Genomic DNA, 13,244 nt, shown 5'->3' with positions numbered 1-13,244 from the left:
ATCGTCCGGGATTCCTTAGTGCTCGATTGCTAATCCGTCACGGCTCACACTCTAACCTACTTTACCTGATCAACTGCTGTACGAACGACGAGGACGTCAACGGGAGCGTTTCGCTTAACATAAGAGGTAACTGAACCCATGATAGCCCGTTGCATCCGTGATAAACCACTAGCACCCATCATAATCATGTCATTGTGGTGGTCACGAACAAAATCAAAGGCAATGATTGTCTTTGGATTTCCTAAACGAATGTGGATATCAATGTTATCAAAGTCTTCCTTATCCTTAACCCGCTTTAAAACATCGTCAAGGTATTGCTTAGACTTATCAACTAATTGGTAAGCAATACTACCATCAGACATTCCAGCAAAATTATAAGCCATTGCACGCGTATCAATAACGTTTAATACATCAATATGTGCCTTACCATTACGCCTTGCTACGGCAACTGCACGGCCTAACGCTAATTCAGATTCCTTTGAACCATCCATTGGAACCAGGATGTTTTCGTATTCTTGATCCATAATAGACCCTCCATTCAGCCTCTTCTATTTATAAGGCTATTGTACCATTAATTGTCCCTTGCTTGTAACTATGCATTTACTTTTATTTATATTCTCGTAATTATTAACTATTTGACTTGTACTAAGCAATCAATTACAATCAACGGTGAATAATATTAAGATTTAATTAGGGATGCTTAATCAATTCTAATTTTGCATCTAACGAAAAGAGGTAATCCAAGTGGACAAAATCGACCGCAAAATTGTCAATATTTTACAAAAAAACGCCCGGGCATCCCTAAAGGATCTCTCGAAAGAATGTTTTATTTCTTCCCCTGCAATTGCTGCAAGAATTAGTAAACTAGAACGTTCCGGAATCATCAAGGGCTATCAAGCAACTATCAATTTAGAAAAAATTGATTTTCATGTTAAGGCATTTATTCAAGTTCAACTTGAACCACGCCAAAAGAAAGAATTTTACCCTTATGTCCAACAAATTCCAAACGTCATTGAATGTAATTGTGTCACCGGTGACTTTTCCGAAGTAATGGAAGTAGTTTTCCCTTCCACTACTGATCTCGATGACTTTATTAATGATATTCAACAACGCTTTGGAAAAACCAGTACTCAGATTGTTTTCAGCACTAGTGTTAACCACCGTGGTGTTCAATTAAGCGAACCAACGGAAAAGGAATAGTGACTTTTAATCATGATTAATTTTCAACGAGCAGTTCCCAGTGAGCTTCCTCAAATTGTTAAAATTTATAACAGTGCTGTTCCCAGCCATGATATTACTGATGATGAAATGCCAATTACGGTTGACAGTCGTCAAGAATGGCTCAACCACTTTAATGACCGCTTCCCAATTTGGGTAGTTAAAGATGAAAGCAAGATTATTGGCTGGTGCGCACTTGGTCAATTTTACCCTCACCGTGCCTACCGTTTTTCTGCTGAAATTTCAATCTACCTGGCACCCGATGCTCAAGGTCACGGTTATGGTCAACAGATCTTAAGCTTTATTGATCAGCAGATTAAAACTACGCTTGATATCAAGACTGTAATTGCCTACGTTTATGAAAATAATCTTCCAAGTCAGAAACTTTTCCAAAAGTCTGGCTACCAGCAGTGCGGAAGTCTTCCACAAATTTCCATAATTAACGGAGAACTACGAACGCTTAAAATCTTTGTTAAACACTTCTAAAAAAGCCTAAGATTAGTCCAAAGTGAAAATAATCATTTTGAACTAATCTTAGGCTTTTGCTACTTTAAGGATAATAATTGAGAATCTGCTTATTTCTACTGGAATATAATCGAAACGAACTCGCCAAGGAAGCCCCTATAGACAACAAACTCCCTCCTAGATATCTACATCCGGTCGGGAGAAATTGTTGTTTTATGAGCTTTTTTTACTTACTCGCACCCTAGTTCTTTCCATACGAATCTAAGTAGCGGTTATATTCTTCACGGTTAAATTCTTTTTCAGATTCACCAATAACCAGAGTTGCAATGGAGTTACCAACAACGTTTACTGCTGTCCGTCCCATATCAACGAACCGGTCAATTCCGGCAATAAAGGTTAATCCCGCAATTGGTACCCCAATCGTTGACACACTCGCTAACAGAACGACAAACGATGCTCCTGGCACCCCTGCCATCCCCTTACTGGTAATCATCAACACAACCAGTAAAGTAAATTGATGGGCAAATGTTAAATGAATCCCATATGCTTGAGCAAGGAAAAGAGCAGCTAATGATTGGTAGATAGCTGAACCATCCAAGTTAAAGGTATATCCTGTTGGGATTACAAAGGAAACAATCCCCTTGCTTACACCCATTTTTTGCGTTTTTTCCATTAACCGGGGTAGCGTAACTTCTGAGCTTGCCGTGGTAAAAGCTAAGATGATTTCATCAAGAATCACATGCATAGTCTTCCAGTAACGCAGATGGAACAGGTGGGCCGTAATTCCCAAAATTACAACCATGAAGATGATCATTGTCATATAAGCAATAACGATAAATAATCCTAATGGCAACAGCGCACTAATTCCCATTTCAGCGATCGTCATCCCAATCAGGCCAAAGACCCCGATCGGTGCAAACTTCATTACCCAGTTGGTAACCTTAAACATTACTTCAGCAACTGCATTTAGAACATCAATGAGGATCTTGGCTTTTTCACCAACCGCTGCAATCCCTAACCCGAATAGGACAGAGAAGAGAATTACAGGCATCATATCCCCATCAGACATTGACTTGAAAATATTCGTTGGAATAATTGAAAGAATCAATTCCCAGAAGCCGCTATTATGTGAAGCGGTTTTGGCACTCGACATGTACTGAGAAATATTAGTCGCATGCAGTTTATGAATATCAATAAAGGTCCCTGGATGGGTAACATTACCAATCACCAGTCCAAGAATAATAGCAACCGTTGTTAAGACTTCAAAGTAGATTAATGTCTTTCCACCGATCCGTCCCAACTTCTTAATATCACCAATATTCGCAATCCCAACTGTTAAACAAGAAACCACAATCGGCATAACGATCATTTGGATCAAACGAATAAAAATTGTTCCTAAGCTCTGCATGACTTTAATGGCGCCGGTATTATGATAAAAGATTACCCCGCAGATAATCCCTAGCACTAGTCCAATCATAATTTGCCAACCCATACTTAGGCGTGAAATCCGGTATTTTTTCACCTTAAATCAGACTCCTTAAAAATTATCTTGTTCTACTTTAGCATATTTTTAAAGGATTTTCTTAGTAAATTTTAAATTTTGCCCATCAAAAGACGAACAGTCATTTTATATTTATAATTATTTATTCACTTATTCTTTGCAATGGAAGCGGTTTATTTTTTACTAAAGAGAAGTAGAATAGTATTAAAATATGTTTTCAAAGGAGGAAATCAACAATTGACCAAACAATGGGCAAATAGTCTCACTGGTCGTTGGTGCTTCTTGGCATTTTCCATCTTGCTCAATGCTTGTTCCAACGGTCTTACGGTGTCTACAAATATGGGAAGTGCTATCTGGACTGCTTCGGCTGCCAATCTTAGCAATTGGCTCCACTGGTCTCTAGGAAACATGCTGTTAATCGAAGGAGTTGTCGTTGCCATCACTAACTTAATCTTGTTAGGAAAATTCGATTACTTTCGGTTAATCCGAAATCTTCTTTATATCATCCCTTTTAGTTATATTCTGCAATGGTTTGCAGAACTCTTTAACTATCTCGGCGTCTCCTCACTCAATATCTGGATCCGGGTTATTCTTGATATCATTGGTCTTTTCGGGATCTCTGCCGCTGTTTCCCTCTATCAACGGGCAAACCTAATTATGCACCCTAATGACGACTTCCCCTATATTCTGAGGTTCAGATTCATGCATGGTTCCGCTGTTTGGTCACAATGGGTAAGTTACATTCCACCAATTATTTTAATCATTATCTCGGTAATCGAGACTCATCAATTAGTTGCCGTTAACTTTGGGACCGTTTATAACATCCTTACCCAGGGGGCCCTAATTGGTTGGTCTGATCGCCATTTTTTCAGTAAGCTACACCACCACTTAAATTACAAACATTAAAAGAGGTAATTGAATTATGAAGCAAACTTACATTAATGGTCATATCTTCGTTGGTGATTCAGAAGACCACTTCGCAAACGGAATGATCGTTGAGGATGGTCAAATCAAATGGATTGGTAACGATCCAACTCCTGAAGGTGATACTATTGATCTTCACGGACAAACCGTCCTTCCTGGATTAATCGATTGTCATACCCATCCAAAATATATTGCTGATGCTTTACACGGGGTTGCTTGTACCCCACCAAACGTTAACAGCATTAAGGAAATGCAGGAAGCATTACGGCAATCTCCAGCTTACGGTAAGGGCGACAATGTCTGGATCGAAGGTTGGGGATTTGACGAAACTAAGTTAGCTGAGCACCGGAGTCCTAACCGAGACGATCTTGATGCCGTTTCGACCACTCAACCAATTTTTATTTATCGTTCAGATTGCCATTCCTCCGTTGGGAACTCCAAAGCTCTTGAACTTGCTAGAATCGACGAAAACACCCCTGATCCAGTTGGTGGGAAGATTGAACACTTTGCTGATGGTCGACCAACCGGGTTTATGCGGGAAGTTGCTGCATCTCAGCTTCTAATCCGTGCCAAGTCAGCACAAAGCTATGAAGGTGATGTGCAAAACATGATCAACAGTTCCGACCATTACCTTGCTAACGGGATCGTTGCAATCGGTGAAATGATGGGACGGATGAAGCCTTATACCTCACTCAAACTTTACCAAGATGCCGTTAAGGGTGGTTTTGCTCCAAAAGCATCAATCTACTATGTCTTTGGCGAAATCGATCCAGGAAAGGGACTTCAACCAAGTGGTGATGCTAAACTCCGGGTCGCCGGAATTAAGGTCTTTATGGATGGCAGTATCTCTGGAGAAACTGCCTTTAATGCTGAACCATACCCTTCAGGCAAAATGGGAGTTAGCCTTACTTCAAAGGAAAAACTAACTCGAGCTGTTAATATGGCCCGCGAAAACAAACTACAATTAGCTGTTCATGCGATGGGCGATCAGGCAATTCAAACTGTTATTGATGTTACTAAAGACCTAGAACCATGGCTTGAGGAAATGCCTTCAGTCCGGATTGAACATGCGTCCCTAATGACCGATGAGATGTTTGATGAAATTGCCCACAGCAAGATGAAGTATGCATTGGTAACTCAACCAATCTTCTTCTTTGCTGAAGATGAATCTTACCGTCATTACCTCAATGCCGAACAGTTTAAGTTAGCCTACCGGGTAAAGACGATGCTGAACTCTAAGGCAATGCTTGGTTTAAGTTCAGATGCCCCATGCACCCCATGGGCTGAGCCAGACAGTCCGTTTTACAGTATTTATGCAGCGGTTACCAGGAAAGCGGCCAACAATGACGTTATGAATGCTAACGAAGCAATTACCGTCCCTCAAGCTGTCCTTGGTTATACCCGTGATGGTGCCAAGATTGGTGGCTTCGATGATAATGGAACTCTCGAAGTCGGAAAAGCTGCTGACTTCGTAATTCTTAACAAAGATATCTTTAGTGTTCCCCATGATGAACTACAGAATGTCCGCGTTAAGGAAACCTGGATGGCCGGCAAGAAAGTATTTGAAAACTAATAATTATGAGGCTGGGAATTATCCCGGTTTTTTGTTTTTTAAAGGATCAAGCTACTGCGCTCCGCCTAAACTCCCTCAAGCTCGACCTCCACCTCCGACGACAAGACGTCGTACGGCGGAGAAATTACTAATATTCTAGGCAGCAATGCCAAAACGTGTTCGCCGTGACCGCAATCTCCGCCTAAATATCCCGTCCTTGATTGTATAACAATCATCGTCCGGGATTCCTTAGTGCTCGATTGCTAGTCCGTCACGGCTCACACTCTAATTTGTGATTGAAGCCGCTTTCAAAGAAGCTTACAATAGGGTTGTGAATAAATTTGCAATTCGGTTTATTAGAATTGGAGTGGGAAATTTGCAAGAAGCTAAGAAAAAGCACCGGTTTCATATGCCGTCTGCCTTTACAATTTTATTCATTATCATTGTTATTATTGCTATATTAACTTGGATTATTCCGGCGGGAACGTACGCAACTGATAAAGCAGGTAATATTATTTCTGGAACCTACCGGACGGTTGCTAGTAAGCCTCAGGGGATCTGGGACGTCTTCATGGCCCCAGTCATCGGTATGGTCGGTGACAAGAAAACCGAAGGGGCAATCTCAGTTTCCTTATTCATTCTCGTTATTGGGGGATTCTTGGGGGTTGTAAACAAGACTGATGCCCTGAATGAAGGAATCAGTTCAATTGTCCACCGTTACAAGGGACGTGAAAAGCAACTAATCCCGATCTTGATGATCCTTTTTGCCATTGGTGGATCCACTTATGGAATGGGTGAAGAAACAATTGCCTTTTACCCATTACTAATTCCAGTAATGATGGGGGTTGGTTTTGATTCACTGGTTGCGGTTGCGATTGCCCTCGTTGGTACCCAAGTTGGGTGTCTGGCATCTACCGTTAACCCATTTGCCACTGGTGTTGCTTCACAAACATTAAATATTTCACCTGGTGACGGTTTAGGATCACGGGTTCTTCTTTTAATCATCACCACCACAATTAGTATTATTTACGTTTACCACTATGCTTCTGTGATCGAAAAGCATCCCGAAAAATCGTTAATTTATAACCAACGAGCTGAAGATGAAAAGCGTTTTATCATTAAGGTTCGTTCTGATGACGATGATTTTAAGATGACAAAACGACAAAAGGCTGTTATCTGGCTTTTCGGTCTTACTTTCTTAATCATGATCCTTGGTTTAATTCCATGGACAAATCTTAATAGTCACTGGACATTCTTTGATAGCTTCACTAAATGGTTGACCGGAATTCCGTTCTTAGGGAAACTCTTAGGTCAAGATATGGCACCACTGGGGACATGGTACTTTAACGAAATTACCATGCTCTTCCTCTTCATGTCGGTTATTATCATGTGGTTTTACCGTATGAAGGAAAGTGAATTTATTGACGCCTTCATGCAAGGAATGGCTGACTTCCTTAGCGTTGCAATTATTGTTGCCGTAGCTCGGGGAATTCAAGTAATAATGAACAACGGAATGATTACTGGGACAGTCCTTCATTGGGGTGAAACTGGTCTTCACGGTCTTTCCCAAAGCATCTTTATTATCTTGACGTACATTTTCTATATTCCAATGTCATTCTTGATCCCATCAACTTCTGGATTAGCTGCTGCTACAATGGGCATCATTGGTCCAATGGGGCACTTTGCTCATGTTTCTGGAAGCTTAGTTATTACTGCTTACCAAGCTGCTTCAGGTTGGGTTAACTTGATTACACCAACATCTGGAATTGTTATGGGAGCCTTAACGATTGCCCACGTTAATATCAGTGTTTGGTGGAAGTGGATGTTAAAACTAATGATCTACCTCTTCATCGTCACTTGTGTATTCTTAGGAATTGCGGCAATACTCTAGGAGGAATAAATTATGACACAGCTAGTAACTGAACAAGAACAACAAGAAGCTGTTAAGGCACTTACTGATTTAATTTCTGTTCCATCATTTAACCAACCCGCTGAAGATGGTGCACCATTTGGCCGCGGCATTCGTAACGCCCTTGATAAAATGATGGAAATCTGCAAGAGTCTTGGTTTCAAAACCTATGAAGATCCTGATGGCTACTATGGATACGCGGAAGTTGGTGAAGGTGACAAGATCTTTGGTGTGATTTGTCACCTTGACACTGTTCCAGCAGGTGATCCAAAAACCTGGGAACATGATCCATTCAAGGGAACAGTCGTCAATGATGCGGTTTATGGTCGTGGTTCCCAAGATGATAAGGGTCCAGGAATCGCTGCCCTCTTCGCTGTTAAAGCGTTAATGGATCGTGGTTATCAGTTTAATCAACGTATCCGGTTTATTTACGGGACTGACGAAGAGATCCTTTGGCGGGGAATTGCTCAGTATAACAAGAAAGAAAGTCAAATCGATAGTGGGATTTCTCCCGATGCTGAGTTCCCATTAATTTACGCTGAAAAAGGGCTCCAACAATCCTACCTTGTTGGTCCTGGAACTGATCAACTTAAATTGAGTTTAAAGAATGCCTTTAACGCCGTTCCAGATAAAGCCGTTTATGACGGGCCAAAGCAAGATGAAGTTAAGGCCGCCCTTGATAAACATGGTTTCAAATATACCAGTGATGATCACTCGATCACCGTCCTCGGAAAATCTGTCCACGCTATGTTAGCACCAGAAGGCACTAACGCTGTTTTGCGCCTTGCTATTGCACTGAATGATGTCTTTGACTTCAAGCCACTAAAGTTCATTGGTGAATTATTCAAGGAAGATGCCACCGGTTCAAACGTCTTCGGTAAGGTCGAAGATGAATCAGGCCAATTAACGATGAACATTTCAAGCTTAGAAATCAACGAAAAGGAAACCCGGATGCAAATTGATCTCCGGATTCCCGTAACGGTTGATCGGGATAAACTTCTTAAAACATTACAAGAAAAAGTGGCCCCATATGACCTCAAATACGTCCATTTTGACTACGTGGCCCCACTATACGTACCAAAGGACAGCAAGCTAATTCAGACGCTTATGGACGTCTACAAGGAGCAAGCTGGTGATTCTTCTGCTACTCCACAAATTTCTGGTGGTGCTACCTTTGCCCGGACGATGAACAATTGTGTAGCCTTTGGTGGAATGTTGCCTACTACCCCAGATTATATGCACCAAGCTAACGAACAGTGGCCACTTAAGGACATGTTCAAAGCCATGGAAATCTACGCCCAAGCAATAAAGAGGTTGTGTGTAGATTAAGATTAGAGTGCGAAGCCGTTAAAACCTTCCGGTAGCTAACGATTTCTCCGCCGATCGACGTCTCGTCGTCGGAGGTGGAGGTCGTTAGCATGAAGAAGGTTAGGCTGAGCACGTTTAGGCTATGTTGCTGAGAACTCTTCTCTCAACAAATTAAATTACAGTAAATTAAAGGGACCAGAAGAATTTTTTCTTCCGGTCCCTTTAATTTTTATTTAGTTGTCTGCCGTTTAATCAAATGGGTACCAACAACTGTTTTACATGGATCACTCGCTGGATGTGCTAGTCGTTTAGCCATCACATCAACAGCCGCATGTGCCATTTCATCAGTACCAACATGGATTGCTGACATACTTGGATAGACATACTTTACAATTGCCGTGTCATTAAAGCTAATCATCGCTAACCGGTTAGGGATATCAATTTTTGCTTCTTGAACGGCCTTGAGTGCGCCAACAGCCATCGGATCATTAGCAATAAAGATTGCATGTGGTAACTTATCACCTAGCTCCTCAATTGCCTTCTTCATTGCCCGGTATCCAGACATTGAAGTATAGTCACCCGCAAGCATGAACTCTGGATGGTATATTTCTCGTTGTCGTAGATCAGCCTCAAAGTAACGCCGCCGCAAATCAGGAACAACTTCATTATCCGTCGTCTTTTCAGTTCCGGATAACATCCCGATATCCTGAATTCCTTCATCCAGGAACTCATTAATTACTGTATGAACAGCATTTTTAAAGTCTGGAACTAAGCAATCATAACCCGCGGCCAAACTATCAAAGTCAACGAAGACAATATTATTAGTCACTAGTTTTAATTCTTGAACCTGCGAATTACTAAACTTACCGATTGCAATAATTCCCGTCACGTTCCGCGGAATCTCTTCCAGGTTATTTTGATAGATGGGAACCGTTTGAATCCCCCGCTGTTGAGCAGAACGTTCAATTTCCATCCGGATAGCCATGTAGTAAAGATCGTCAAGTTCTTGAGTAAGGGAGTACCACTGAACAATTGCTACTCGTTGCACTTGGTCACTTCGCGTCCGTTTATGTTTCGTGTAATCTAGCTCTTCTGCTGTACTCAAAACCCGTTGACGAGTATTTTCGTTAACAGAGAGCGTCGAATCATTATTTAAGATTCGCGAAACAGTTGCAATTGAGACACCAGCTCGACTGGCAATATCACGTAACGTTGCCGCCATGGTAGTCACCCCTTCCTTTTTTAGAACTTATTTTACTCGGAGCACCTTTAACTTGTCTAGACCGAATTATAATTGAGCGATAAAGCGATCCCAACCAGCGTTCCCGGCTTCATCATCCTTAAAGACACCGGCATTTTCAAGAACGTTAGCAAAGACATTGGCTAATTCTTGTTCCATGATTTCATCAACGTTATCAGCGTTAATTTCCATCTTTTCGGCGATTTCCTTAGCCCATGGAAGGTGACTATCAGCAATATTATTTGCTTCGCCTAGCCAGAACTTCTTTACTTCAGCTAATTCATCTTTTAACCGTGCTGGTAAGATTGCCCGGCCCATAACTTCGATTAAACCGATGTTTTCCTTCTTGATGTGCCATAATTTTTCGTGTGGGTGGAAGATACCTAGTGGGTACTTGTCACTAGTGTTGTTGTCACGTAAAACAAGGTCAAGAACAAACTTCTTCCCATCACGGTGCATAATTGGGGTAACTGTGTGGTGACGAGTATCACCGTCAAAGGCCTTCAATGAAAGACTTTCATCATCATAGTGATCCCAAACGTCAATAATATGGGAACCAAGATTAATTAGTTCAGTCGTGTTGGCACTAGTTAACCGAATATCACTCATTGGCCAGTTAACAATCCCGGCTTCAACATCAGGATATTCGTCAAAGTGCAATGGCTTCTTGATTTCAGCCTTCATCATTGGGAAGCTGTGACGACCACCTTGGTAGTGTTCGTGGGCCAACATGGAACCACCAACAATTGGTAAGTCGGCATTAGAACCAACAAAGTAGGCTGGCAATTGCTTTTCAATTTCCACTAAATTAATCAAAGTTTGCCGATTAATTTGCATGGGTTCGTGTTTGCTATCAAGGAAAATGCAGTGTTCGTTGAAGTAAGCATATGGCGAGTATTGAAAACCCCACTTATGACCGCCAATCATCATCCGAATTACCCGGTGATTACTCCGTGCCGCTTGTCCAAGACGACCCTTGTAACCTTCATTTTCCATGCAAAGGGCACATTGTGGGTACTTCTTCTTGGTGTCATGAGCAGCAGCCGCAATTGCCTTTGGATCCTTTTCTGGCTTAGAAAGATTAATAGTAATTTCAAGATTACCGTACTTAGTTGGGCGATCGAAAACAATGTTCTTCTTAATCGCAGCAACCTTAACGTAATCATTTGATGTCATTAACTTGTAGAACCAGTTAGTAGCAGTGTCTGGAGATTGTTGATATTTTTCCCAGAATTCTTCGTTAACAACAGATGGACGTGGTGTCATTAAGTCATAAAGCTGATCATTCAAAATTTCCCGTTCTGTTTGACCGTCCTCAATCTTGCCCCGCTTAACAGCTAGATCAACTAATTGGGCAACAACCGGTTGGTCTTCATTACCATCAACATCTTCGTCGCCAACAAAGCCACGAATCTTGTTCATTACATAAATCTTGTCAAGTGGCTTATATGCTCCACTGGCAATTACATCATCAGCAAATTTTTCGATTAACTTCATCTTTTAATTCCCCCACTCACTTTAATTCTTTTCTCAAGCCTGTTCTAGGCAATATAGCTGAAATGTGCTTCGCCCGAGTTTCTTAGAGCTAGTATTTCTAGGCAACATAGCCGAAACGTGCTCAGCCAGGGACTTGCTAGAGCTAACGACCTTCTGGCTAGACGTGACATGTCACGTCCTCACCAGAAGAAATCGTTAGCCAACCGCAAGTCCTCTGCTGGCTTCGCACTCTTATAACTTGTGTGGTCCGTCGACAACTTCGGCATCGTAGAAGCTAGCGTCGTAACCAATCTTGTCACGGTAAATCTTACCAATGTTCTTCTTGAAGTTTTCGGCTTCGGACTTCTTAACGATGGCGATTGCACTACCGGCAAATCCACCGCCGACCATCCGAGCACCAAGGCATCCTGGTTGATCCCAAGCATTTTCTGCCAAAGTATCAAGTTCCTTACCAGTAACTTCGTAGTCATACTTCAATGAAACATGAGAAGCGTTGATTAACCGGCCAAGTTCTTTAAGGTCACCCTTTTCCATTGCATCAATAGCACGCTTAGTCCGTTCATTTTCACTAACAGCGTGACGTGCACGACGAATCAAAGTATCATCATTAATTAAGTAAGTGTATTGATCAAAGGTTTCTGGATCAATTTCACCAAGCTTGTTAATATCTAACTTCTTGCTGAGACGCTTTACAGCTTCTTCACATTCTTGAACCCGTTCGTTGTACTTTGAACTAGCTAATGAGTGGGTCTTATTGGTACTCATGATAATAATTTCATAGTCGCCCAATTCAAGTGGTAAGTACTTGTATTCCAAACTATTGCAGTCGAGGAAGATAGCATTATCTTTCTTCCCCATTCCAACAGCAAATTGGTCCATGATTCCAGAATTCAACCCAACAAAGTCATTTTCAGTCTTTTGACCAAGCTTAACGAGATCGATCTCATCAATGTCCAAATTGAATTCTTCCTTTAAGATGTCCCCCATCAGCATTTCAATTGAAGCCGAGGATGAAAGGCCAGAACCGTATGGTAAGAAGCCATGAATGTATAGGTTAAAACCGTGGTCAATCTTGTAACCGCGTTGCTTAAGGTAAACAAGCATCCCCTTAAAGTAGTTAACCCACTTTTCGTCATCAGCTGATTGTGGTTGTTCATCATTAATATCAAAAGTAATGATCTTACTATTTTCAACCTTAGCTGAATTAGCTGAATAGATTGCTACCGTAGTGTCTTCACGTGGACCGTAAACACCATAAGTACCAATACTAATTGCACATGGGAAAACATGACCACCATTGTAATCCGTGTGTTCACCAATCACATTAATTCGACCAGGAGAGAAGAAAACATCCTTTCCGGGTTCCTTAAATGTGTCTTGATATTCTTTAAGAAAATCTTGCTTATCCATGTCAAAATACCTCCATGACCACTTAGACAAAGTGGCTAACCAAATTAGTAAACTTTTACTAAACTATAATTTAGACTCTTTTACCTCATTTGTCAACAAGCGCTTTCATTTTTGAATAGTTAACGTTGAAAGCGCTTTCTATAAAAGACTGTCATACCGCTAATTTAGTCCTCATTAGCAAGTCCTAAAGTTTTATAATTATTTAAATGACGAAAGGAAT

The 13,244-nt window shown here is 41.3% G+C and carries 11 protein-coding genes; 6 read left to right on the top strand and 5 right to left on the bottom strand.

From position 1 onward, the window contains the following. Positions 1-56: 56 nt before the first annotated feature. Positions 57-524 carry a universal stress protein gene (locus H9564_RS03920; RefSeq protein ID WP_191684220.1) on the bottom strand — a complete coding sequence of 156 codons (468 nt, stop codon included), beginning with the start codon at positions 522-524 and terminating at the stop codon, positions 57-59. A 220-nt stretch (positions 525-744) separates the two neighbouring features. Between H9564_RS03920 and H9564_RS03915 the strand changes: the two genes are divergently transcribed. Together H9564_RS03915 and H9564_RS03910 are read left to right on the top strand one after the other, a co-directional pair. After that, on the top strand, positions 745-1,200 hold the full coding sequence (locus tag H9564_RS03915) for an Lrp/AsnC family transcriptional regulator (RefSeq protein ID WP_191684219.1): 456 nt from the start codon (positions 745-747) through the stop codon (positions 1,198-1,200). 12 nt (positions 1,201-1,212) lie between these two features. Next, the gene (locus H9564_RS03910) at positions 1,213-1,704 is read left to right on the top strand and encodes a GNAT family N-acetyltransferase (RefSeq protein ID WP_191684218.1); all 492 of its coding nucleotides are present in this window, start codon (positions 1,213-1,215) and stop codon (positions 1,702-1,704) included. Between the two features lie 220 nt (positions 1,705-1,924). On the opposite strand, the gene H9564_RS03905 is transcribed toward H9564_RS03910, so the two are convergent. After that, on the bottom strand, positions 1,925-3,205 hold the full coding sequence (locus H9564_RS03905; protein ID WP_191684217.1) for a dicarboxylate/amino acid:cation symporter: 1,281 nt from the start codon (positions 3,203-3,205) through the stop codon (positions 1,925-1,927). A gap of 216 nt (positions 3,206-3,421) precedes the next feature. Between H9564_RS03905 and H9564_RS03900 the strand changes: the two genes are divergently transcribed. The 4 genes from H9564_RS03900 to H9564_RS03885 all read left to right on the top strand — a co-directional run bounded on the left by H9564_RS03900 (position 3,422) and on the right by H9564_RS03885 (position 8,898). Next, positions 3,422-4,090: a hypothetical protein gene (locus H9564_RS03900; protein ID WP_191684216.1), complete on the top strand. Its 669-nt coding sequence runs from the start codon at positions 3,422-3,424 to the stop codon at positions 4,088-4,090. A 16-nt stretch (positions 4,091-4,106) separates the two neighbouring features. After that, positions 4,107-5,681, top strand: a complete 1,575-nt coding sequence (locus tag H9564_RS03895; protein ID WP_191684215.1) for an amidohydrolase — start codon at positions 4,107-4,109, stop codon at positions 5,679-5,681. A gap of 388 nt (positions 5,682-6,069) precedes the next feature. Continuing rightward, the gene (locus H9564_RS03890; RefSeq protein WP_404804677.1) at positions 6,070-7,551 is read left to right on the top strand and encodes a YfcC family protein; all 1,482 of its coding nucleotides are present in this window, start codon (positions 6,070-6,072) and stop codon (positions 7,549-7,551) included. A gap of 12 nt (positions 7,552-7,563) precedes the next feature. Continuing rightward, complete coding sequence (locus H9564_RS03885) at positions 7,564-8,898, top strand: dipeptidase (RefSeq protein ID WP_191684213.1); 1,335 nt, start codon at positions 7,564-7,566, stop codon at positions 8,896-8,898. 208 nt (positions 8,899-9,106) lie between these two features. Here H9564_RS03885 and H9564_RS03880 read toward each other — a convergent pair whose 3' ends face one another. The 3 genes from H9564_RS03880 to H9564_RS03870 all read right to left on the bottom strand — a co-directional run bounded on the left by H9564_RS03880 (position 9,107) and on the right by H9564_RS03870 (position 13,024). Then, a complete protein-coding gene (locus tag H9564_RS03880) occupies positions 9,107-10,099 on the bottom strand; it encodes a LacI family DNA-binding transcriptional regulator (RefSeq protein ID WP_191684212.1) in 993 nt (330 codons plus the stop codon). A 66-nt stretch (positions 10,100-10,165) separates the two neighbouring features. Beyond that, complete coding sequence (locus H9564_RS03875; protein ID WP_191684211.1) at positions 10,166-11,614, bottom strand: UDP-glucose--hexose-1-phosphate uridylyltransferase; 1,449 nt, start codon at positions 11,612-11,614, stop codon at positions 10,166-10,168. Between the two features lie 231 nt (positions 11,615-11,845). Further along, the gene (locus H9564_RS03870; RefSeq protein WP_191684210.1) at positions 11,846-13,024 is read right to left on the bottom strand and encodes a galactokinase; all 1,179 of its coding nucleotides are present in this window, start codon (positions 13,022-13,024) and stop codon (positions 11,846-11,848) included. Between the last annotated feature and the right edge of the window lie 220 nt (positions 13,025-13,244).

It is taken from the genome of Limosilactobacillus avistercoris (assembly GCF_014836425.1).
Lineage (GTDB): Bacteria > Bacillota > Bacilli > Lactobacillales > Lactobacillaceae > Limosilactobacillus > Limosilactobacillus agrestimuris.
This window is presented reverse-complemented; position numbering and strand designations above follow the sequence as displayed.